Annotated in this window: 20 protein-coding genes, 1 tRNA gene and 1 pseudogene; 14 read left to right on the forward strand and 8 right to left on the reverse strand. The window is 67.5% G+C overall.

What is annotated here, in order from left to right; all coding sequences use genetic code 11:
* Position 1: 1 nt before the first annotated feature.
* Positions 2-847 carry an aldolase/citrate lyase family protein gene (locus tag OXI49_13865; GenBank protein ID MDE2691600.1) on the reverse strand — a complete coding sequence of 282 codons (846 nt, stop codon included), beginning with the start codon at positions 845-847 and terminating at the stop codon, positions 2-4.
* Complete coding sequence (locus OXI49_13870; protein ID MDE2691601.1) at positions 844-1,716, reverse strand: enoyl-CoA hydratase-related protein; 873 nt, start codon at positions 1,714-1,716, stop codon at positions 844-846. Before OXI49_13870 ends, OXI49_13865 begins: the two co-directional genes overlap by 4 nt.
* Positions 1,717-1,751: 35 nt before the next feature.
* Here OXI49_13870 and OXI49_13875 point away from each other — a divergent pair, with 35 nt between their 5' ends.
* From OXI49_13875 to OXI49_13935, 13 genes are all read left to right on the forward strand, one after another.
* Positions 1,752-3,533, forward strand: a complete 1,782-nt coding sequence (locus OXI49_13875; protein MDE2691602.1) for an arylsulfatase — start codon at positions 1,752-1,754, stop codon at positions 3,531-3,533.
* A gap of 33 nt (positions 3,534-3,566) precedes the next feature.
* Positions 3,567-3,941, forward strand: coding sequence for a hypothetical protein (locus OXI49_13880; protein MDE2691603.1), 375 nt, complete (start codon positions 3,567-3,569; stop codon positions 3,939-3,941).
* 213 nt (positions 3,942-4,154) lie between these two features.
* Positions 4,155-6,728 (forward strand): TonB-dependent receptor, encoded by a 2,574-nt coding sequence (locus tag OXI49_13885; protein MDE2691604.1) that lies wholly within the window; start codon positions 4,155-4,157, stop codon positions 6,726-6,728.
* A 165-nt stretch (positions 6,729-6,893) separates the two neighbouring features.
* Positions 6,894-8,036 (forward strand): ABC transporter substrate-binding protein, encoded by a 1,143-nt coding sequence (locus OXI49_13890; GenBank protein ID MDE2691605.1) that lies wholly within the window; start codon positions 6,894-6,896, stop codon positions 8,034-8,036.
* Complete coding sequence (locus tag OXI49_13895) at positions 8,014-9,045, forward strand: iron chelate uptake ABC transporter family permease subunit (protein ID MDE2691606.1); 1,032 nt, start codon at positions 8,014-8,016, stop codon at positions 9,043-9,045. Before OXI49_13890 ends, OXI49_13895 begins: the two co-directional genes overlap by 23 nt.
* Positions 9,045-9,830, forward strand: a complete 786-nt coding sequence (locus tag OXI49_13900) for an ABC transporter ATP-binding protein (protein ID MDE2691607.1) — start codon at positions 9,045-9,047, stop codon at positions 9,828-9,830. The genes OXI49_13895 and OXI49_13900 overlap by 1 nt, the downstream gene beginning before the upstream one ends.
* 14 nt (positions 9,831-9,844) lie before the next feature.
* Positions 9,845-10,219 carry a hypothetical protein gene (locus tag OXI49_13905; GenBank protein ID MDE2691608.1) on the forward strand — a complete coding sequence of 125 codons (375 nt, stop codon included), beginning with the start codon at positions 9,845-9,847 and terminating at the stop codon, positions 10,217-10,219.
* 238 nt (positions 10,220-10,457) lie between these two features.
* Positions 10,458-13,052, forward strand: coding sequence for a TonB-dependent receptor (locus OXI49_13910; GenBank protein ID MDE2691609.1), 2,595 nt, complete (start codon positions 10,458-10,460; stop codon positions 13,050-13,052).
* Positions 13,053-13,061: 9 nt separating this feature from the next.
* Positions 13,062-14,336, forward strand: a complete 1,275-nt coding sequence (locus OXI49_13915; GenBank protein MDE2691610.1) for a serine hydrolase — start codon at positions 13,062-13,064, stop codon at positions 14,334-14,336.
* A gap of 51 nt (positions 14,337-14,387) precedes the next feature.
* Positions 14,388-16,319: a PQQ-binding-like beta-propeller repeat protein gene (locus OXI49_13920; GenBank protein ID MDE2691611.1), complete on the forward strand. Its 1,932-nt coding sequence runs from the start codon at positions 14,388-14,390 to the stop codon at positions 16,317-16,319.
* Positions 16,316-16,753: a cupin domain-containing protein gene (locus OXI49_13925; protein ID MDE2691612.1), complete on the forward strand. Its 438-nt coding sequence runs from the start codon at positions 16,316-16,318 to the stop codon at positions 16,751-16,753. Before OXI49_13920 ends, OXI49_13925 begins: the two co-directional genes overlap by 4 nt.
* Positions 16,754-16,789: 36 nt before the next feature.
* Complete coding sequence (locus OXI49_13930) at positions 16,790-18,349, forward strand: ADP-ribosylglycohydrolase family protein (GenBank protein MDE2691613.1); 1,560 nt, start codon at positions 16,790-16,792, stop codon at positions 18,347-18,349.
* Positions 18,350-18,353: 4 nt separating this feature from the next.
* Positions 18,354-19,241, forward strand: a complete 888-nt coding sequence (locus tag OXI49_13935; protein ID MDE2691614.1) for a TauD/TfdA family dioxygenase — start codon at positions 18,354-18,356, stop codon at positions 19,239-19,241.
* 13 nt (positions 19,242-19,254) lie between these two features.
* On the opposite strand, the gene OXI49_13940 is transcribed toward OXI49_13935, so the two are convergent.
* The 3 genes and pseudogenes from OXI49_13940 to OXI49_13950 all read right to left on the reverse strand — a co-directional run bounded on the left by OXI49_13940 (position 19,255) and on the right by OXI49_13950 (position 20,406).
* The gene (locus OXI49_13940; protein MDE2691615.1) at positions 19,255-19,878 is read right to left on the reverse strand and encodes a protein-disulfide reductase DsbD family protein; all 624 of its coding nucleotides are present in this window, start codon (positions 19,876-19,878) and stop codon (positions 19,255-19,257) included.
* Positions 19,879-20,130, reverse strand: a pseudogene (locus tag OXI49_13945) (redoxin domain-containing protein).
* A 15-nt stretch (positions 20,131-20,145) separates the two neighbouring features.
* Positions 20,146-20,406, reverse strand: a complete 261-nt coding sequence (locus OXI49_13950; protein MDE2691616.1) for a hypothetical protein — start codon at positions 20,404-20,406, stop codon at positions 20,146-20,148.
* A 159-nt stretch (positions 20,407-20,565) separates the two neighbouring features.
* Between OXI49_13950 and OXI49_13955 the strand changes: the two genes are divergently transcribed.
* Positions 20,566-20,642, forward strand: a tRNA-Glu gene (locus tag OXI49_13955).
* A 196-nt stretch (positions 20,643-20,838) separates the two neighbouring features.
* On the opposite strand, the gene OXI49_13960 is transcribed toward OXI49_13955, so the two are convergent.
* Genes OXI49_13960 through OXI49_13970 form a run of 3 tightly spaced genes read right to left on the reverse strand, consistent with a single transcriptional unit; the run spans position 20,839 to position 23,345 of the window.
* Complete coding sequence (locus OXI49_13960) at positions 20,839-21,600, reverse strand: SDR family NAD(P)-dependent oxidoreductase (GenBank protein MDE2691617.1); 762 nt, start codon at positions 21,598-21,600, stop codon at positions 20,839-20,841.
* Positions 21,601-21,656: 56 nt separating this feature from the next.
* Positions 21,657-22,565, reverse strand: coding sequence for a hypothetical protein (locus OXI49_13965; GenBank protein MDE2691618.1), 909 nt, complete (start codon positions 22,563-22,565; stop codon positions 21,657-21,659).
* A 45-nt stretch (positions 22,566-22,610) separates the two neighbouring features.
* Complete coding sequence (locus OXI49_13970; protein ID MDE2691619.1) at positions 22,611-23,345, reverse strand: DUF1080 domain-containing protein; 735 nt, start codon at positions 23,343-23,345, stop codon at positions 22,611-22,613.
* Positions 23,346-23,353 lie beyond the last annotated feature (8 nt).

Raw genomic sequence — 23,353 nt, forward strand, 5'->3', positions numbered from 1 at the left:
GTTACTGGTTCTCCGAGCCCTCGATCTCGGCGATTCCTGACGCCGTCTCTTCCAGCAGCGCCTGGGCCCCGCGGCGGATCAGGTTGCCGACTCCGGGCGCCTGGAAGAAGCTGAAGCCCTCGCGGTCACGCCAGGCCAGCGGCCCGCCCAGCTTGAGGCCGGCACCGAGCACCGCGTCGCGGATGCGGTCGACCATCGCCTCGTACTCCGGCTCCCCCTGGCGCTTGCCGGAGAAGCTGTAGAGGTCGGTCGAGGCCGCGAAGACGACGTCGACGCCGGGCACGGCCGCGATCTCCTCGACCGCCTCGACACCTGCCGGCGACTCGATCATCGCCACGATCAGGATGTTCTCGTTCGCCGTGGCCCGGTAGTCCCGGCCCCAGAGCGCGCCGTACTGGCCGCCGCCCAGGCTCCGGCGACCCTCGGGCGGGAACTTGGCGAAGCGCACAGCCCGCTCCATCTTCTCGGCGGTGCGCACCATCGGCACGACGATGCCGAGTGCGCCGAGATCGACGGCCTTCTGGATGTCGCCCTCCGTCGCGTCCGGCACCCGAATGAATGGGATGGCCGGTGCGTCACGGCAGGCCCAGAGCATCCTCGCCACGTCCTGGTAGGACAGCGGGCTGTGCTGCATCTCGATCCAGGTGAAGTCGAAGCCGGCGTTGGCCGCCGCGCAGTAGCTGTCGGGATCGGGCGAGGAGATGCTGACGCCGACGATGCCCTCGCCGCTCATCAGCTTCTGCTTGGCGGTGTTGTACATCCGCGTGCCGTCACCGTCCTGCGCCGCCGCCACGGCGGCCACGCTCATGCACAGCAGAAAGGCAAATCCAGTGCGAACTGTTCTCATGCGTCCTCCCCCGTTTCTGAAGCGCGTAAGCTGTCTACCGGGTCCAACGGCGTCTGTCCGGCGCGTCCGCCGCGCTGCCCCCGCAGCGCCAGGTCGACGCCGACGAGCCGCCGGTTGCCCTCGACCCGGCTGGTACTGCCGCGAATCTCCCGGACCACAAGGTAGTCGGCGAACGCCGCCTCGACGTTCGCGCTGTAGCCCATCGCGTCCTGGGCCTTGTTCACGGCGAGCTTGCCGAGGCGCAGCACCGCCGGGTCGTTCTCGGCGATCCGTTCCGCATAGGCCATCGTCTCGCGTTCCAGTTCATCCTCCGCGTAGACCCGGTTGACCAGGCCCAATTCGCGCGCCTCCTCGGCGTCGATGAAGCGGCTCTCGAACAGCAGTTCCTTCGCCTTGCGGGGATGGATGTCCCAGGGCACGGTGAAGGTCTCGAACAGGCTCGCCAGGAAGCGGGCGCTCGGCGCGGCGAAGATCAGGTCCATCGCCGCCGCGATCATCCAGCCACCGAAGATGCAGTAGCCATGCACCATGGCGATCGTCGGCTTCGGCAGGTTGCGCCACTTGACCGTGTTGTCCAGGTTGTACCAGCGGAACGCCTCGTACCAGTCCATGCCGACCCACTGGGTCAGTCCCCGGGCCTCGACGTCCGCCTGCTGCTCCGGCGTACCCAGGTCGTGGCCGGACGAGAAGTGCTTCCCGTTGCCCTTGAGCACGACGACCCGGACATCCTCGTCGGCCATCGCCCGGTCGAGCTGGCGGTCGAGATCATCGAGCAACTTCCAGCTCTGGGCGTTGTGGTAGCGGGCGCGGTCAAGCGTCAGCACCGCCACCGGGCCGCGTCGTTCGTAGCGAACCTCTTCTGCTGCCATATCCTGTCCTCGGCCTGTCATGTGGAGGGAAACCGATGAAGCGTAGCGCACAGCTCGTCGCGGTTCTGCTCGCCGTCTGGACGCCGGGTTGCGACGGCGGCCGACCGGCCGACGAACCGGCCGAAGAAGCCGAGCGACCCAACATCGTTCTCGTCATGACCGACGACCAGGGCTACGGAGACTTCGGTTTCACCGGCAACCCCGTCCTCCAGACGCCGCACCTCGACGCCCTGGCGGCGCAGAGCGCACAGGTCGAGCGCTTCTACGTCAGCCCGGTCTGCACGCCGACGCGCGCCTCGCTGATGACGGGTCGCTACAACTACCGCACCCGCGCCATCGACACGTACATCGGCCGGGCGATGATGGAACCGGAGGAGGTGACGATCGCCGAGATGCTCCGGGACGCCGGCTACGCCACCGGCATCTTCGGCAAGTGGCATCTCGGCGACGCCCACCCGATGCGCGCGATGGACCAGGGCTTCCAGGAGAGCCTGGTCCACCGCGGAGGCGGCATCGGACAGCCCTCGGACCCACCCGGCGGCGAGGGCAGGTACACGGACGCCGTGCTATTTCGCAACGGACAGCGCGAGGAGACGACGGGCTACTGCACGGACGTCTACTTCGACGCCGCGTTGGACTTCATGGAGGAGGCGGCCGGGGACGGCCGGCCGTTCTTCGCCTACGTACCGACGAACGCGCCCCACGGCCCGTTCCACGACGTTCCGGAGGACTGGCTCGAGCACTACCGGCAGGCAGACCTGAGCGCGGCGCTTCCCGATCCCGACCAGGCCAGCGAGCAGATCCTCGACCGGCTGGCACGCAGCTACGCGATGATCAGCAACATCGACGACAACATCGGCCGACTGATGGCGCGGCTCGACGAACTGGGCCTCGCGGAGGACACGCTGGTCGTCTTCCTGGTCGACAACGGCCCGGACCGTGACCGCTACAACGCCGGACTCCGCGGCCGCAAGGGAGCCGTGTTCGAGGGCGGCATCCGGTCGCCTCTGCTGGCCCGGTGGCCGGAACGCCTGCCGTCCGGCGGTGAAGCCGTCGACCGGATCGGCGCACACATCGACATCACCCCCACTCTCCTGGACGCTGCCGGCGTCGAACCGCCCGCTGGGCTCCATCTCGACGGCCGCAGCCTGCTCGGCCTGCTGGCCGGCGACGCGGCGGTCTGGCCCGACCGCACCTTGTACTTCCAGTTCCATCGGGGAGACGAACCGACCGCGTTTCGTTCCTTCGCCGCAGTCGGCCAGCGCTACAAGCTGGTCCATCCCTCCCCGCGCGGCGAGGGGGACTGGGATGGCGAACTCCATCTCGAGCTCTACGACCTCGAGGCGGATCCGGCCGAAACCCGGAACCTGATCGACAACGCACCCGAGATCGCAGCCGGGATGAGCGACGACTACCTGGAGTGGTTCAAGGACGTGAGCTCCACCCGGCCGGACAACTACGCGCCGCCACGGATCGTCGTCGGCACCGACCAGGAACCTGTGACCGTCCTCACGCGCCAGGACTGGCGGCGGATCACCGACGATCAGGGCTGGCGGCCGACCTCGCGGGGGCGATGGCTGTTGGGCGCGAGGGAGGACGCGACGTTCGACATCGAGGTGCGGCTGGTGGCCGGATCCGCCGGTCCGGTGCTCCTCGAGATCGGGGATGGGACGCATCGCCAGGAACTGGCGCCCGAGCAGAGCAACACCACCTTCGAAGGGGTCGCGGTCCCGGCCGGCGACTTCGCGCTCAGCGCCGCGGCCGGCGAAGGCGACGACCGCCGTGGCGCTCACCAGGTGGTGCTTCGGCGGCGCTAGGGGCCTCGCCGGCTCTGGTAACCTCCGCAGCCAATGCTGCGCCGGCCCGGTTCGCCACCTGCTGTCTTCTCCGCTATCGCGCTGACGACCGCCACCCTGCTCGCTGGAGCCTGGGAGGCAGGCGGCCATGGTCACGACACGGTCGAGACGAACGTCGCTTACTGCGTGGCCGACCACGAAGCGGAGGCCTCCGGCATCGCCAACGGCGCCACGCTGGGCCAGGCCGCGGCCCCGCACGACCACTCCTGCGTTGCATGCAAACTGGGCCGCACCCGGACCGTCGAGAATCGCAGGAGTTCGATCGCCGGGCTTGACCTCTTCCCGGCCGAGTCAGGATCCGATCCCCGGTCCGGTCCAAGCGCTGGCGAGCGTTGGCAGCAAAGCGCGCGCGGACCGCCTACCGGCTGAGCCGACACGTCTCCGATCCGCGCTGAGCGCGAGGCGTCGGAGGCCGTCCCCTCGCCCGCGACGATCACGAGGACGACGCGGTCAGCCGTAGCTGATCCACGAAGACGCAGCATCGTGCCACAGGTGCTCCGCTGCGCTCCCATCGCCGCCGATTCCGCAGCCAGCGCCACAACCTTCTTCGACTCGGACTGAACGACCCAGGAACTCGCAACCATGCTCGCCAACCACACCAAGGCCTTGAACTCCCACCAGCGGCGCCGGCGCCAGGCGGTGACGGGCACCATTCTCTGTGCCCTCGCCCTCCTCCTCATTCCGCCGACGGCCGCCGCCCAGGAGACCGGCTCCGTGGCCGGCTCCGTCGACACCCACGGCGAGAGAATCGTGCTCGCCGTGGCGCGCATCCCCGCACTCGGCGTCAGCACCGCGGTGTCCACGGACGGAGCGTTCCGCTTCGACGAGGTGCCGGCCGGCACCTATCTCGTCGTCGTCGAGATTCCCGCCTTCGGCACGGCGAGCGAGACCATCACCGTGGCGGGCGGCGACGAGGTGGATGTCCAGCTCGAAATGCGTCACGGGACGCACTTCGACGAGGTCGTCGTCACCGCGACCGGCGACCAGCGTCGTGCCTCCGAGCTGGCGAATCCCGTCTCCGTGCTGTCCGGCCCGGACCTCCAGCTGCGTCTCGGCGCCACATTGGGCGAGACGCTGGAAGGCGAACCAGGCGTGCACTCGACGTCGTTCGTGCCAGGCGCCAGCCGGCCGATCATTCGCGGCCTGAGCGGCGCCCGGATCCGCGTCATGGAGAACGGACTCGACACCGGCGACGCCTCCGTCGTCAGCGCCGACCACGCCGTGACCTTCGAACCGGCGCACGCCGAACAGATCGAGGTGCTTCGCGGACCCGCCACGCTCCGTTTCGGTTCCGAGGCAATCGGCGGCGCGGTCAACATGGTCGACGGCCGGATCCCGAGCGAGAAGCCTGTCAGCGCGCTGAGAGGCACGATCGACCTTCGCGGCGGGTCCGTGGCCGACGAGCGAATGGGCGCGATCCATCTCAACGGCGGCGGCGATGAATGGGCCTGGCACCTGGGTGCCGTGAGCCGGGAAGCCGATCCGTACGAGATTCCCGGCCACGCACAGGTCGAGGAGGAGCACGACGATCACGACGATGATCACGACGACGACGACCACGACGAAGACGAGGATCACGACGACGAGGACGAAGACCACGACGACCACGAAGACGAGGATCACGACGAACACGACCACGAAGAGCACGAAGACGAGAACCCCTTCGGGATCGTCCCGAACACGGATTACATGACCGAGAGCGGGCGCTTCGGCTTCACCCGCTTCTTCGGCGACCGTGGCTCGATCGGCATCTCGGTCAGCGGCTTCAACACGGACTATGGGCTCCCGCCCGGCGCCCACGCCCATCACCACCACGAGGACGAGCACGACCACGAGGACGAGCACGACCACGACGACGAGGACCACGACGACGAGGACCATGACGACGAGGACCACGACGACGAGGACCACGACGACGAGGACCACGACGACGAGGACCATGACGACGAGGACCATGACGACCACGACGAGCACGGCGAGGAAGAGGAGCTCCCGATCCGCGTAGACATGAGGCAGCGCCGCGTGGACCTGCGGGCCGAAGCCCTGCCGATGGCGGGCGCCTTCCAGAGGATCGAGGTCCGGATGACGGGGACCGACTACGAGCACGTCGAGCTCGAAGGCCCCGACGTCGGCACGACGTTCTCCAACGACTACCTCGAGACCCGACTCGAGATGTTCCAGCGCGAGCGGGGCCGCAGCCGCGGCTCCGTCGGCCTCCAGTACTCGGACCGCGATCTCGCCGCCATCGGCGAGGAAGCCTTCGTTCCGCCGACACAGTCCCAGGGATGGGCTCTCTTTACCTCACAGGAGATCGAGGCCGGTCCCGTCCGCTGGCAGTTCGGCGCTCGCTTCGAGCAGCTCGACCACAATCCGATGAGTTCTCGGGACACCTCGCACGACGGCGTGTCCGCTTCAGCGGGCCTGGTCTGGGACGCCGGCTCCGACTGGACGCTAGGCGTGTCGGTCGCCCGCTCGGCCCGCCTGCCCGCGGCGGAGGAGCTCCACTCCGACGGCCTGCACGTCGCCACCCTGAGCTACGAGGTCGGTGACCCGAACCTGGATAACGAGGTCGGCACCGGGTTCGACGTGTCGCTGCGCAAGACGGAAGGGCCGCTGACCGGCGAACTGACGCTGTTCAGCCAGAGCTTCAGCGACTTCATCTACCAGCGGTTCACCGGCGAAGAGGAAGACGGGTTCGCTGTCCTCCGCTACACCCAGGCCGACGCCTCCACCGAAGGGGCCGAACTCCGGCTTCGGCTGGAGCTGCTCGACCGGAACGACCATCACCTGCACATCCAGGCGATAGCGGACACGGTCAACGCCGAGTTGGACGCGGGCGGCAACCTGCCACGGATTCCGCCGATGAGCTTCGGCGCCGGCCTCCACTACCACGGCCACCACTGGCGCGCCGCGGTGGAAGGTCGCTGGTTCGACGACCAGAACGACGTCGCTGAACTGGAGACCCCAACCGAGGGCTACACGCTGGTCAACGCCCACGTCGGGCGGCGCTTCATCCTCGGCAACCAGATCCTCGACGTGCTACTGCGGGGCCGCAACCTGACGGACGAGGAGGCGCGCGTGCACACGTCGTTCCTGAAGAACTTCAGGCCGCTGCCCGGCAGGGACGTGACCCTGTCGGCCCGGTTCTGGTTCTAGGAGCCTGCGCCGCGGAACGCAGCGAAGCAAGTGCCATCCCTGCACCCGATGACGGGTGCAGGGAGTGGGTCGCGGTTAGCGCGGAACGCGCCAACCGGGATCGGGGCGCCGTCTCTTCTGACGGCACTCAGCTGGTGCGTCTTTCTGACCGCCTGCGGGCCCAGCGTGTCCCACGATCCGGGACCCGTCGAGGGCAAGGCTGTGGAGATGCCCTATACGGGGATCTTCAGCGTCGTCGAACGGCACGGCTATCGCGTTGTCGACATCGAGGCATCCATCGTCACCTGGGGCGGAACGGCGGGCGGGCCACCGCAGCGGGCCCGCCTCGTGCTGGTTCCGCGGGACATAGAGCCGCCAACCCTGTCGGGAGATCTAGCCGGGGCCTCGCTGATCCGAACGCCCGTCGAACGGATCGCCGTCAACGATCACCCTCATGAGGCCATGCTGCGCGTACTCGGGGTCGAGGACCGGATCGTCGCCGTAGGCGGGAGTACCAGTTACGACGATGACCTGCGCCGCAAGGCCCGGTCGGGTCAGATCCAGCAGATCGGCTATGGCTGGCACATGCCGCCAACGCTCGACGCCCTGGTGGCGGTGCGGCCGGACGTGCTGATCGCACGCATGGCCGATCTCACGCACACCCGGCACATGGAGCGCGTCGAATCGCTTGGCGTTCCGGTCGTGCCGACCTTCATCGATGCTGAGCCGCACTACATGGGCCGCGTCGATTGGGTCCGTCTGATGGGTCTGCTGACCGGGAAGGAGGCTGAAGCCGACGCTTTCGTCCAGATGGTCGCGCAGGAGGTCGACCGTCTGAAGTCCCTCGCTGACGGGCAACCGCGGCGATCGATTCTCTGGGCCTGGTACCGGAGCGCGGGCAATCGCTGGGCGGTCACGCAGCGGAACTCCGATGCAGCGCTCCTTCGCGACGCCAACGCGGAGCTCGTGATGGGCGCCGAGGACGATCCGGAGCTCGACACCTTCTCCGATCTCTCGACCGAGCGGCTCCTGCGGGACGCCACGGACGCCGATTGCTGGATGATCCGGGACCCCCTGTCCCCGAGGTTCGACGACCACGCCGTGCTCGCGCGCTTCAAGGCGTACCGGGAGGGCTGCGTCTTCTGGGAGCCGGGCAAACGCCATCCGACCGCCGACTCGTGGGAAGTATGGGAGATGGGGGATATCCGGCCGGACTGGCGCCTGGGGGACGTCATCAAGATGCTGCACCCGGAACTTCGGGACGGCGATTGGCGGTACCTCGCCCTGGAGACCTGGGAGGCAGGCCATGGCGGCGCGAGTCAGCACTAGCGGCGCCGCCCTCCTCGGGTCGCTCGCCGCCCTCTCGCTGCTGACCCTGACCTACGGGCAGATCGCGCTGCCACTGGCCGACACGGTCGGCGCGTTGACCGGGACGCAGTCGAGCGATCTGGCCCGCCAGATCGTCCTCGAGATCCGCCTCCCACGGGTAGCCGCCGCGATCATCGCCGGCGCTGCGCTCGGCATGGCTGGAGTGCTCATGCAGGCGCTCTTCCGCAACCCCGTTGCCGACGCATGGTCCCTCGGCCTGCTGGCGGGAGGCCAGCTCGGGGTCGCGCTCACGGTGACCGCGGCGGCCTTCGCGGGTCCCGCGGCCGTGTCCTTCCTGACCTTCTTCGAGGGCCCCAGCATCACGCTCGCGGCCGCCGCGGGCGTCGCGGTCGCGGCGCTCGCCATGCTCGCGCTCGGGCGCCGCGTCGGCGCCATCACGCTGCTCGTGATCGGCCTGATGCTCGGGTTCACCTCCCAGGGCCTCACGAGCGTGCTTCTTCATTTCGCCGCCCGCGCGGGCGGCCGGGTCTATGGCGGATGGCGCGATGCGAGCTTCGCCGGCGTCGCCCCTTCGGCGCTGGCGTGGCTCTCGCTGCCGATCCTCGTCGGCGCCTGCGTCGCCGTCGCGACGGCCAAGCCCCTCAGTTCGCTGCTTCTGGGCGAGACCTACGCGCGCAGCCTCGGCGTCAAGGTGACGGCGCTCCGACATGCCGTCCTTGCGGCAGCCGTGCTCCTGGTGGCGCCCGTCGTGGCCTTCTGCGGCCCGGTGAGCTTCGTCGGTCTCATCGCGCCGCACTTCGCGCGGGCGCTGGCCGGAACGGCGCGGATTCTCCCGCTCCTGCCGCTTGCCGCCCTGGGCGGTGCACTGCTTGCCCTTGCCGGAGACGCCATCGTCCATGCACCGTGGGAGCAGCACTTCCTGCATCTGAACGCGATCCTCGCAATCATCGGCGCACCGGTCGTGGTTCTCATCCTCATCTTCTCGCCGGCCGTGAGGCAGTGGCGCTGATGCTGGATCTGCGATCCCTCGCCGTGGGCTATCGGAACACGCGGGGAGTCGTCCTGTCCGGCATCGACCTGGGGGCGGCGCCTGGCGACTTCATCTGCATCCTCGGCCGCAACGGGTCCGGCAAGTCGACCCTGATGCGCACGATCGCTGCGCTGCAGACGTCGCTCGACGGCGCCGTGCTCCTCGACGGCGAAGACGTCGCCTCCATGCGTCCGGCGACCCGCGCGCGCCGGATCGCCGTCGTGCTGACGGAGCGGCAGTTCAATCCGGGCCTCCGTGTCGAGGACGTCATCGCGCTTGCCCGGCAGCCCTTCACGGGCTGGCAAGGTGGGCAGGCGAACAGCGACCGGGCGGCAATCGCCGACGCCGTCGCAGTGGCCGGCGTCGGGCCGTTCCTGCGCCGCTACTTCAGCGATATCAGCGACGGCGAGCGCCAGCGCGTGATGATCGCGCGGGCGCTCGCACAAACCCCGCGCCTCATGGTCCTCGACGAGATCACGGCCTTCCTCGACCTTCCGAGCCGAGTGGAGATCATGGCCCTCCTGCGCTTCCAGGCGAAGCAGAAGCGGCAGGTCGTCCTCCTCTCGAGCCACGACCTCGACCTGTCGCTTCAGCTAGCCGACAGCGTCTGGCTGCTCGACGGCGCTGGCGGCTTCTCGGTCGGTACGCCGGAGGAGCTGAGCCAGAGCGGCGACGTCGGCCAGGCCTTCGACACCGAAGCGATCCGGTTCTCGCCCTCGCAAGGGCGGTTCGAGATCAGGGCGTCCGCATCCGCGAATACGTGATAAAAGGCCCTCCCGTGCCGCACCGGTCCCACTCGCCGCTCGTCATCGTCAACGCCCTCGCGCTGACGATCGCCACGTTGCTCACCGCCTCGGGCGTGGTCTGCTACCTCCACGACGCACCGGCAGCGAGCAACGCCTGGAGTACGCTCGACCGCGAAGCCGAGGCCACCGGGGCCACGAACGGCGCCCGCCTCGGCAACGCCGCCGCGCCGCACGAACACTCCTGCGTCGCCTGCAGGACCGCAAGCTCCAAGCCCGACGAGGTCGGCAGAAGCTCCGTGGCGAGGCCGCTCGACCTCGCCACGGCCGTGGCAAGGCCCGAGAACGACGGCAGCGCCAGGCGTAGCGAGTCCAGGCCGCAGGCCGCTCGCGGTCCGCCCGCAGGCTGAGTGACAGCGACTCCGACCCACGCTGAGCGCGAAGCGTCGGAGCCGCCAGGAAGCAAACCAGGCGTCACTCGCCCCACGTCGGAGCGATGGCGGCGACGCCATCGCGGTCAGCCGTAGTTGATCGCAGGGAATCGCGGCATCGCGCGGCCGACAACTTCGGTGCGCTGCCGCCGCCGATTCCGCAGCCAGCGCCGGAACACCCTTCGACTCGGACTGAACTACCCAGGAACTCCAAACCATGCCCGCTACCTACAACAAGTACTCGAACTCCCATTCGCAACGCCGTCCCCGCTGGCGCCAGGCAATCACAGGCGCCACTCTTTTCGCCCTTGCCCTCCTTCTGAGTCCGCCCGCAGCCGATGGCCAGGCGACGGGATCCGTCGCCGGAACGGTCAGCAGCTCCGGCGACGCCGGCCTCTCGCTGGCCGTCGCCCGACTCGATGAGCTGTCCCTAAGCGCCCCGGTGGCGGCGGACGGGACGTTTCGTTTCGACGCCGTGGCTCCCGGCACTTATCTCCTGGTCGTCGACATCCCGTCGGTCGGCCGGACCAGCCAGTCGATCACCGTGGAGGCCGACCGGGAGACGACCGTCGAGCTGGAACACGATCACGTCACCCACTTCGACGAGATCGTCGTGACCGCCTCCGGCGATCTCCGGAACGAGTCCGAGCTGCCGAACGCGATCTCCGTGTTGGGCGGCGCCGATCTGCAACTGCGCACGGGGGCGACGCTGGGCGAGACCCTGGCGGGGGAACCGGGCCTGTCCTCGAGCGCGTTCGTGCCGGGAGCGGCGCGGCCGGTCATCCGCGGCCTGTCGAGCGCCCGTGTTCGGGTGCTCAACGGCGGCATGGGAACCGGCGACGTTTCCGTGGAAAGCGCCGATCACGCGATCACGTCCGACCCGCTCCTGGCCGATCAGATCGAAGTGCTGAGAGGTCCGGCCACGCTCCGCTACGGCTCGGGCGCCATCGGCGGCGCCGTGAACGTCGTCGACGGTCGCATTCCAACAAACCGGGCGGCAAAGACCTTCGGCGGCAAGATCGACCTGATCGGGGGTTCGGCGACCGGCGAGAGGACGGGCGCGCTCCAGCTCAATGGCGGCGGCGGCGAATGGGCCTGGCACATCGGGGCCGTCAGCCGGACGGCCGATCCGTACGAGATCCCGGGCTACGCCCGCCTCGAGGAGGACCACGACGACCACGACGAGCATGACGAGCACGAGGACGAGGACCACCAGGACCACGAGGACCACGACGAGCACGACGAACACGACGAACACGACGAACACGACGAACACGACGAACACGACGAACACGAAGAGGAGAACTCCTTCGGCATCGTCCCGAACACCGACCTGAGGACCGAGAGCGGCCGCTTCGGCGTCACCCGCTTCTTCGGCGACCGCGGTTTTCTGGGCGTCTCGTTCAGCGGTTTCAGCACCGACTACGGCATTCCTCCGGGCGCCCACAGCCATGCGCATCACGATCACGGCGAAGACGACCACGACGAGCACGAAGACGACCACGACGACCACGAGGATGAGCACGACCACGAGGATGAGCACGACCACGAGGACGAGCACGATCACGAGGACGAGCACGACCACGAGGACGAGCACGACCACGAGGACGAGCACGGCCACGAGGACGAGCACGGCGAGGACGAGGAGAACATTCGCCTCGACATGAGGCAGCAGCGCATCGACCTCAGAAGCAGCGTCTACCTGCTCGCGTCCGCCTTCGAGAGGTTCGACGTGCAGATGTCCGGAACGGACTACGAGCACGTCGAGTTCGAAGCCGGCCACACCGGCGTCCTCTACACGAACGAGCTGTTCGAGACCCGGGTCGAGATGTTCCAGCGCGAGCGGGGCGCCAGCCGGGGCAGCATCGGTGTGCAGCATGTGAACCGCGATCTCGCCGCAATCGGCGCCGAGGCCTTCATCCCCCCGACCCACTCGAACACCTGGGCAGCCTTCACCAACCAGGAGATCGAAAGGGGCTCGATCCGCTGGCAGTTCGGCGCCCGCTTCGAACAGGCCGAGCACAATCCGGCGAACGGACCAGCCTGGTCCGGCGACGGCGTTTCCGCGTCGGCCGGCCTGGTCTGGTCGGCCGGAGAGGCGTGGAACCTTGGCCTCTCAGCCTCCCGCTCAGTTCGTCTCCCCAGCCCGGGAGAACTGTTCTCGGACGGGGCTCACATACCCACCCGGACCTTCGACATCGGCGATCCCGATCTCGACCAGGAGGTCGGCGCCGGTCTGGACCTCACTCTGCGCAAGGAGGAGGGAATCCTCCAGGGCAAGTTGACCTTCTTCCGGCAGGACTTCCAGGACTTCATCTACCACGCGTTCACCGGCGCGGAGATGGCTGGATTCCCGGTCGTCCGCTACAGTCAGGCCGACGCGATGATGACCGGCGCCGAGCTCCACGCGCGGATCGAGCTTGCGGAGTGGAACGGGCATGACCTTCACATGGAGATCCTGGGCGACACCGTCGACGCCGAGCTGGACGAAGGCGGAAACCTGCCGAGGATTCCGCCCATGAGTCTGGGCGCCGGCCTCCACTACCACGGCCACGACTGGCGGGCAGCGGTCGAGTGGCGCTGGGTCGACGACCAGAACGATGTTGCACAGCAGGAGACGCCGACCGACGGCTACACGATGCTGAACGCCCACGTCGGCCGGCGCTTCACGTTGAAGAACGAGATCGTCGACGTGCTCCTGCGGGGCCGCAACCTGACCGACGAGGAGGCGCGCGTGCATACGTCGCTCCTGAAGACCTTCGCGCCCTTGCCCGGGCGCGACGTCACGCTGTCGCTCCGCTACTGGTTCTAGGAGCTGCCGGTGCGCGTCAACAGTGCCCGTGACGGAGCCTGGCCGCGGTGGCCGGCGATCTTCGTTCTCGTCTTCCTGCTCGCGGTCACGACGGCCAGCGCCCAGGTGCCCGCCGGGGTGCCGGAGGACGTGGGGTTGTCCGCGGAACGTCTCGAGCGAATCGGCGAGATGATCCAGCGCGCCATCGACGCGAAGCAGATCTCAGGCGCCGTCACCGTCGTCGCGCGGCGCGGCCGCGTCGCCCACTTCGAGGCGCGAGGCCTCATGGACATCGAGACGAACGCCCCGATGCGCAAGGACGCCATCTTCCCGATCGCCTCGATGACGAAGCCGGTAACCGCCGTCGCCATCCTGATCCTCGTCGAAGAGGGGAAGGTCCGTCTGTCGGATCCGGTGTCCCGCTTCATTCCGGAGTTCAAGAACACGAAGGTCGCGATGCCGCGATCGGACGCCGCAGGCGAGGAAGGCGACATCTACACGGTGCCGGCGAAGCGCGAGGTCACGGTGCACGACCTGATCACCCACACGTCGGGTCTGGGCAGCCGCGGCGCGGCACGCGAGGCGACGGCGCGCATCGCCCCTCGCGATCCGACCGGCACGGTCGCGGACTGGGCGGCCGCGCTCGGAGCGGCCCCCCTCGACTTCCATCCGGGCACCCGCTGGAAGTACAGCGCGCTGGCGGGGATCGACACGCTGGGGCGCATCGTCGAGGTCGCCTCGGGTCTGACGTTCGACGAGTTCCTGCGGCTGCGGGTCTTCGAGCCCCTGGGAATGAAGGACACCGCCTTCGACGTGCCGGAGGACAAGAAGCAGCGCGTCGTGACGCTGTACATTCGCACCCCCGACGGCCTCGAACTCCGCCCGGCGCTGCCGGAGTGGCTGGCCACGACGACGTTGCACGGGGGCGCCGGCGGTCTCTGGTCGACGGCCGAAGACTACCTGCAGTTCGCCCAGATGCTGGTCAACGGCGGGGAGCTGAACGGCACGCGGCTGCTGGGCTCCCGGACCGTCGAACTGATGGGGTCGAACCACGTCGGCGACCTGTACGAGAAGGCGAGGAGCCCCGGAATGGGGTTCGGACTGAGCGTGGACGTCGTGCTCGACGGCGTCGCGGCCCGCGGTGACCACCGGTCCACCGGCAGCTTCGGCTGGGGTGGCGCGTTCGGCACCAGCTACTGGGTCGATCCGCAGGAGGACCTGGCCGCGGTTCTCATGGTGCAGACGCCGGGCGGTCCGCTCCGGGTCGACTTCCAGAACGCCATCATGCAGGCGATCGTCGACTGACGCGAGCTGGTCGGCGCACATCGTGGGCCGGCCTTGGATAACCTGCTTCGGATGATCCGAACCCTGGTCGCCTGGACCGGTGTGCTGGTCCTGGGGTCGACGCTGGCGGCGCAGGAAGGCGAGTGGCCGTACTTCGGCGGCGACCGCACCTTCAAGCGCTACTCGCCGCTCGACCGGATCGACGCCTCGAACGTCGGCGATCTGCGCATCGTGTGGCGACGGCCGGGTCTGGAACCGGAACTCAAGGAGGAGTTTCCCGAACTGCGCCCGGGCAACAACCTGCGATCGACGCCCATCATGGTTGAAGGTCGCCTCTTCCTGACCAACCTCGTCGGCCTGCTGCGCGCCGTCGACCCGGCGAGCGGCGAGACCCTGTGGTCTCAGGCGCCGTTCGAGCCGACGATCGAAGAGGCGCGCGGCCTGAGCCCTCGAGGCGTCGACCTCTGGACGGGCGGCGAGCAGCAACGACTGTTCCTCGCACGCGAGAACTACCTGTACTCGATCCACGCATCGAGTGGCGAGCTCGACGGCGACTTCGGCGACCAGGGACGCGTCAGCCTCCGCCTCCCGGGACCGCTGGCAGGCGATTTCACCTGGACTGCCGGGCCGATCGTCGTGGGCGACGTCGTCGTGGTGGCCGGATACACCGGAGGCGCCGGCGACAGCGGCAGCAAGAAGGAGGCGACGCCGGAGGATGTGCGCGGCTACGATGTCCGCACGGGCCGCCGGCTGTGGACCTTCCACGTCGTGCCGCGGCCAGGCGAGCCGGGCCACGAGACCTGGGGCGACGGCTCGTGGGAGTACTCGGGTGACCTCGGGTCGTGGTGCTGCCTGTCGGCCGACGAGGAACTGGGCCACGTCTACGTCCAGCTCTCGGCCCCGACCGCGGCGTACTACGGCGGCCACCGGCCCGGCGACAACCTGTACTCCAACTCGCTCGTGGCGCTGAACGCCAGGACGGGCGAGCGGGTCTGGCACTTTCAGATGGTGCGCCACGACGTCTGGGAATGGGACACGGTCGGTCCGGCGACCCTCGGCGAGATCACGGTCGACGGGAGGCGGATCGACGCCGTCATGCAGCCCTCGAAGACCGGCTTCCTCTACGTCTTCGATCGCCGTACCGGGGAGCCGGTGTGGCCGATCGAGGAGAGGGTCGTGCCCGGCTCACGGGTCCCCGGGGAACGACTGTCGCCGACCCAGCCCTTCCCGACGAAGCCGCCGCCCTTCGACCGGCAGGGATTCGTGGAGGACGACCTGATCGACTTCACGCCGGAGCTCCGGGCGCGGGCCCTGGAGCTCGTCAAGCCCTTCCGGCTCGGGCCGATCTTCACGCCGCCCGGCCTGATGGACGACGAGCAGGGGAAGATCGGCACTCTGACGAATCCGGGTTTCTGGGGAACCGGGAACTGGCACACCGGCGCCTTCGATCCCGAGACCGGCGTCTACTACGCCGTGTCCCACACCTGGCCGAGCGTGTACTCCCTGAAACAGCCGGAAGCCAGCGACGCCACGCTCGGCTACGTCATGGGGTACGACGCGCCCGATGTGCCGACCCTCGACGGACTCCCGATCGTGAAACCACCCTATGGTCGGATCACCGCAATCGATCTGCATCGCGGCGAGCATGTGTGGATGGCAGCCAACGGCGATGGGCCTCGAGACCATCCCCTGCTCGAGGGCCTCGACGTGCCGCCCCTGGGGGTCGCCGGGCGGCCGGCGCCGCTGGTGACGAAGACGCTGCTGTTCATCGGTGAAGGCAGCGATGCCATCCCCGGCATCGAGGGGGAAGAAGGCCGCTACTGGGGCAGGAAGTTCCGCGCCTACGACAAGTCCACGGGCGAAGTGGTGTGGGAGACCGAGCTGCCCTCCGGTACCACCGGTGCGCCGATAACCTACTTGCACGAAGGTCGCCAGTTCATCGTCGTCGCGATCGGCGGCAACGAGTCCCCGGCGGAGTTCGTGGCGTTTGGAGTCCACCCATGAAGAGAAGCGTCCTGATCATCCTCTGTGCAACGGTCCTCGGGAGTTTCATGGTGGCCGCAAGCGACGAAACCGTTCGGCCCGCCAAGATCAGCAAGCCGGAACTCGGCGGCAAGATCTTCGAGCGCCCGGACGTGGTCGAGCAGACCCACGCCGACGGGCATGTGACGCAGACGGCCACGTCGCTGGTCTCGAGCGACAGGAGCTTCTCATCCGGCATGTACAAGTCCGGGAAAACACGGATAGAGATCACTCAGCCGTACGGTGTCGACGAGTTCATGTACTTCCTCGAAGGCGGCGTCACTCTGACGTCCTCAGACGGGACGGAGCTCGTGATCAACGCCGGCGAGGCGGTGACGGTGCCGAAAGAGTGGACCGGAGTCTTCGAAACGGACGGCTACACGAAGATCTGGGTCATCTACTCCCCGCGTGAGTAGACAGTCCGTGAGGGCACGAAACAGGGAGAAGAAGCCATGCGCATTCTCAGGACCGCTCTGTCGATCGCGTTGGCTGCGGTCCTCGCGACACATTTACCACCCGCATACGGGCAATCGTCCGATGACGAGTTCGTCGACCTGGCGGCTGATGTCGTGCGGGACAAGATTCGGGGCGGACTACTCGGCCAGATGCTCGGGAACCTGAACGGGATACCTCACGAGCATCGCTACATCAGCGAACCAGGAGACGTATCGGAATACACGCCCGCTCTACCCACCGGCGCCAGGACTGACGACGACACCGATTTCGAGTGGGTCTACATCGATGCGATGCAGCGGGATGGAACGCTCTTCCTGCCGTCAGACACGATCGCGGAACTGTGGAAGACGCGAATCAACCGCAACATCTGGTGCTCGAACCAGTACGCTCGTGTGTTGATGGATCTCGACTTCGATCCGCCCATGACCGGCAACATCGTGCTGAATCCCTGGGCCGAGTTCAACATCTCTGGACAGTTCCTCAGCGAGACGTTCGGCTTGATAGCGCCCGGAATGCCCCGGACCGCGGGAAAGATCGGGCTCCACTACACCCATGTAGCCATTGACGGAGAGCCTGCGCAATCGACTCAACTCTTCACGGCCATGATCTCTACTGCGTTCCTGACGGACGACCTGTCCGCGATCCTGGATGCGGGAGTCGCGGCACTGGACCCGGAGAGCGTGTTCAACGAGATCATCCGCGACGTTCGGGCCTGGCATCGGCAGTACCCTGACGACTGGCGCGCCGCCCGCCTGAAGGTCAAGGAGAAGTACAGTCGTCACGACGGTGCGATGCGCGACAGGAACGGTTACGAGCTGAACGGCGCATCGACGATCGCCGCGTTGCTGTACGGCGACGGCGACTTCGCGGAGACCCTTCGATTCGCCTTCAACTTCGGCTGGGACGCCGACAACAACGCCGCCACGGCCGGGACCATCGCCGGCGTCGTGAAGGGGTATCGCTGGATGATGTCCCAGGAATGGGAGATTCGCGATCGGTACGCGAATACCACCCGCGATCTCATGCCCAAGGACGAGACCATTACGTCCTTTGCCGACAGGTTGATCAGCCTCGCGGAACACGTGATCGTCGAGAACGGCGGCCAGCGAGTCGCCGATGCGCGTGGAGCGGTCTATCGCATTCCTGTCGAGAACCCGTCGAACGTATCCCCCTTGCCTTCCCTCTCGGATGAAACGCAGCGACTGCAGGCGGAACTGGGGGATGCCGTGGAGGCTTCCCTACTGTCCGCACAGGACCGCAAGACGCGCGCTCGCGCCGCCTATCTGGCGATCGCAACGGGGCTCGCGATCGACTTTCAGCAGAGTCACCCGACCGAATGGTCGCGGGCGCTTGAAGACCTGAACGCCTATCCTCAGGTGGCGCAGGTTCTCTACCATCACTCTCCGGTTCCAGCGGCCGAACTGATACGGGAGCACGCAGGTCGCGTGGGGTTCACGGAGCCCAAGCGCCAGGGACAGGGCAGGTCGGCCCAGCAGTGGCTGTGGGAGAGCACGTACAGACAGACCATCGACGACAGCGAGGCAAGGAGAGACTGACATCATGGACATGCAAACCGCTTCCGAAACGCTCCCCGATGGAACGCCCACCGCCGTCTCCATCGAGATCCGACCCCTGACTCCGCATATCGGCGCGGAGATCGAGGGAGTCGACCTGTCCCGGCCGCTCTCCCAGTCGCAGCAGGACAAGATCAGGCGGGCCTGGCTGGACTGGCAGGTGCTGGTCTTCCGCAACCAGGAGCTCACCCGCGAGCAGCACAAGGACTTCGGCCGGTCCTTCGGCCCGCTGCACGTCCACCCGCTGCACAAGAGCGCCGAGTACGAGGGCGGGCACGACCCGGAGATCCTCGTCATCAAGACCACGCAGAAGTCGAAGTACACGTCGGGCGACGGCTGGCACACCGACGTGTCCTGCGACGAGAAGCCGCCGATGGCGTCGATGCTCTACATCAAGGAGATTCCCGAGTGCGGCTCGGGAGGCGACACGCTATTCGCCGACATGTACCGCGCCTACGAGACGCTCTCTGGGCGGATGCAGCAGTTCCTCGAGGGTCTCGTGGCCGTGCACGACGGCGCACTGCCCTACATCGGAAAGTACGGCTACGCGGCCCCCGACGGAAAGCAGTACCCGAGGACCGAGCACCCCGTTGTCATCCGCCATCCCGAGACGGGCCGCAAGGCCCTGTTCGTCAACAGCGGCTTCACCTCACACATCCGCCGTATGCGTCGATGGGAGAGCCGGGGCCTGCTCGACATGCTCTTCAGGCACATCGCCACGACCGTCTCCCTGACCTGTCGCGTACGCTGGGAGCCCAATACGCTCACCCTCTGGGACAACCGTTGCACCCAGCATCACGCCGTGTGGGACTACTACCCGCAGTCCCGCTTCGGCGAGCGGGTCTCGATCGTGGGTGACCGGCCGGTCGCCTAGATGGTCGGAGAGCTTACTTCCGTCGATCGATCATCTTCTTGAAGTGGGCGGCACCGTTCATCTCCGGTACCCGTCCCACTCCCGGTCCCATGTCCGGCAGGACCGGGAAACCGGCTTCAACCCGGAAGTCGAAGCTCCGCGACTGAGGCAGACCGCACTCCACGTCGTCGCAGGCCTGCCAACGGACCCTGCCGCTGATGTCGACATGGCGCTTGCCGTCGGCCTTCTGCATGGCCCTGCCGTTCTGCGCGATCGGTAGCCGCAGCACCACGTCGCCCTCGTAGACCTCGAGGGTGTCGCCCGACCCGGCGAGGGTCAACCTGGAAGTAGGCGGCGCAACCAGCGTGCGGCTGATGATGCCGGGAGCGTCGTCGACTTCGATCGTGGCGGCGACCAGAGCGTCCGGCACCGGCTCGCCGTAGAGATGTTGCCCTTCGGGCACCCGGAAGGTCGCGACGATCTCGTGAAGGACGCCCGAGAGCAGCCGGTCGGCGTCGAGGCGCACGTCGACACTCACCTCCTCAGCCGGGCTGGGCGCGGGCTCGACCTCGAACCTTCGGCCGAGAGCCGCGGCGAGGAGCTGCTCGGATCCGAATCTCGCACCGAAGTTGCGCTCGAAGAACTTGGCGACGATCATGCCGTCGGCATCGATCGCGTAGGCCCCGGGGAAGGGGATCCCGTACCAGGGATGCTCGTCGGGCGGGATCAGCGTGTTGAGGATCCCGAACGCGCGAATCACCTCGCTGTTCGGGTCCGAGAGCATGGTGAACGTGACGCCCATGGCCTTCGCGTAGTCGGCGAGCGCATCCACCTCGTCATAGGTCAGGGTGTAGAGCTTGACCCCGGCGGCATCGAAAGCCGGCATCCCCCGCTCCAGCTCGACCAGCTGGGTTCGGCAGGGGGGTCACCACACCGCCGATCGGGAAAAGACCAGAACCGCCGGCTGGCCGCCGCGGTCGGCATGCAGTTCGACCGAGCGACCGTGCTGGTCGACCGCGACCACGTCGGGCAGTCGCGTGCCGATCTCGGGACCGGTCGGAAAACCGCCGAGGGGAATGCGACGGGACCTCGTGTTTGGAGCCAGCGGCATGAGGAAGCCGTCGGCGTCGTCGAAGTAGCCGGGGGGACCGGCCTCGCTTCCTCGTGTATCTACCTTGATCTCCATTCGCACACTGTACACGCGACGAGAAACCGCCGATGGCGTCGGGTGGGCGGAGGAGTGCGGCGCGGCCGATGCAGCCGAGCTGCTGCGACGGAGAGCCTGGCAGCCGCTATACTCCGCGGCTCGACAGCGGTCGGCACCGCAGCCACGGCCCGAATCCGCGTCCCCATCGTCTAGCCAGGTCAGGACTCCAGCCTTTCAAGCTGGCAACACGGGTTCGAATCCCGTTGGGGACGCCATCGCGCCTGCAGGCGCGATGGCGGCCCCAGCGGGATCTCGGCGGCGCGGCCGAGCCTGCGGCTCGGACGCGTGCGAACGAATCCCAAGCAAGACCAACACACGCCGAAGGCGCGAGGGCGGCCCCAGCGGGATCTCGGCGGCGCGGCCGAGCCTGCGGCTCGGACGCGTGCGAACGAATCGTCGCCCCTCGCCGCCTCAGTTCCACCAGGGCTTGTCGTTGTACGAGCGCAGGTCCAGCTCGAAGGTCCAGGTAGATCGATGCTGCCGGACGAGATGGAGATAGGTCTCCGCCACCTGCTCGGGAAGGATGAGGCCGTCTACCGCTCCCTTCGTGCTCCGGAGGGCCTCGTAGCGCTCCGGACCGAGCATCTTGCCCAGCGTGTCCGGTGCGTCGACCGAACCATCGACGAGCACATGCGCCACATGGATTCCCTTTGAGGAGAACTCGGCGTTCAGGGTCTGGCAGAGCAGGCGTCGCCCGCCCATCGCGGCCGCGTGGGAGTGCTGCCCGGCGTTGCCGCGCGCCGCGGCTGTGGCCGACGTCACGATCAGCGTTCCCTGGCCTCGCCCGACCATGCGCGGCAAGAGTACGGAGGCGGTCCGGAAGAGGCCGAACGTCGCCATGCGCCAGCCGAGCTCGAAGGCCTTGTAGCTGGTATCGGTGAGCTCCCGATTGCCGATCTGGGCGCCGAGGTTGTAGATCATCACTTCGATCGGGCCGATCTCCTCCTCCACCTGGACAATCTGATCCTCGATGACGTGGTCCTTGACGGCGTTCAGGAGAAAGCCGGACGCCTCGCCTCCCTCCTCGTGGATGCCGGCGACCAACGCGTTCAGCCCGTCTTCGTCGCTCCGCCGACAGAGAACCGCGTGGTACCCCTCGCGAGCAAACCTCCTGCCCGCAGTACCACCGATTCCGGCGCCGGCGCCCATGACAAAGCAAACTGGTTTCGTCATCCTTCCTCCCTGCGTAATCAGCGACTTCCAGACTGAGCCGACTGATCGGTCGGACGCTACTTCCCGCCGAGCCGGTTGATCAGCGGGCGCGCCTGGATCGCGTAGGTGTCCTCGAGGGCCGCGGCCCGGTGACGCTGAGCTTCCGCCCGAACCTCGCTCTCCAGGTGTTTCGCCAGGGTCGCGTGGCTCGGGAAGTGGTTGATCCGCATTTCGTCCCACGGCCGACCGTCGCCGATCAGGACTCCTTCGATCCTGAACCACGCCGTGGGGCGGACACCCATGGGCCCGGCGACCGAGCCGGCGGCCGTACCGTACTTCTTCATCGCTTCGCGGCCGGAGATGGCCGACTCGGTTGAGCCTTCCTCGTACCGAGCCGTGTCGCGATAGCGAAGCACGTGGATCATCTCGAAGGCGCGGTCGTCGGCAGTCGCCGGATACGCCGGTTTCGGCGGGCTGGAGCCTTCGGGCGCCGGGAGGTCGATGAGATGGGACACCATCACGATCGTCTTGCCGACGCCGGCGTCCTTGTGGACCGATCGGGCCTGGAAGTCCGGCCGTTGCGTCATCTGCACGAACGCCCGTCGACTCGGGTAGCGAACGATGGCCACGTGGTCCCACTTCGTGCCGTCGCCCAGCCGCATCTTCTCGACCTGGGCCATGAAGACGGGCTCGGCGCCGATCTCCGCCAGGATGTCAACCGGCCGGTAGAGGTTGTTGGCTTCCTCGCCAGTGAGGTCGGTCTCGCGACCGTCGGCGTAGACCGCCTTCTCCCGGTACTTGATCAGGTTGATCATGTAGAAGGGCCCGTCCTCGCCAGGATTCGCCATCCGCGCCATCTGCTCCGGGTTGATCTGGCCGAAGCTCGGGCCTGAGTCGGCGCCGGGCTGAGCGTGTGCGCCGGTCAGCGAAATCGCGAGCGCCAGGAAGGCCGCTGCGGTCCAACGGCTCGAATGCACTCCAGTCATCGTCATTGCTCCTTCGTGTGCGGGCACTTTTGGTTGAGTCAGAGCCTACTTGCCGGAAGCGGTCTTCTTCAGCCGAAGGTCCCTGAACTCGACGCGCATCCCCGCATCGTGGATCTGCAGGCCGATCGCGCCGCTGTCGAAACGTTCTTCCTTCGCGTTGTCGGTGAACTCGGAGGCTAGCTTTCCGTTGATGAAGAACTGGTAGTGCCGCCCCCTGGCGACGACGCGGACCCGGTTCCAGCCCTGGCGGTTGATGTCACTTTCCGTCAACGGATCCTCGATCTCGGTGGTGTGCGTCGTTCCGTCAGGATCGATCACGAGACTCGTACCGCGAAAGCAGGCGTACTCCTCGCGATTGGCGAAGTGGAAGTCCCAGGCGCCGAGAACCTGCGGCCCGATCCCCAGGTGACCGAGATCCGCGTGGTAGCCCACGAACGGACGCTTGCCGCTCAGGTCCTTCACAGCGTGGATCTGGATTCCGCTGTTGCCGCGGCCGGGAAAACGGTAGCTGGCCTCCAGTTCGAAATCCGTCAACTCGACATCGTCGTAGACGAGGTAGACGAGGCGGTCCACGCTGCCCCGTCCGACGATCATGCCGTCCTCGACGGACCAGTCCGAGATGGAGTCGGCCGGCACCGCGTGCCAGCCGTCCAGCGTCTCGCCATCGAACATGGAGACGAACCCGGCGTCCTCCTCCTGCTGCGCCGCAGCCGCTGTCCACGCCGTGGCGGCTACGAGCGCGAGCACGGCAATGACGGACTTCCAGGTCTTCTTCTTCACACTTCCCT

The sequence above is a fragment of the Acidobacteriota bacterium genome, assembly GCA_028875725.1.
Classification (GTDB): Bacteria; Acidobacteriota; Thermoanaerobaculia; order Multivoradales; family Multivoraceae; genus Multivorans.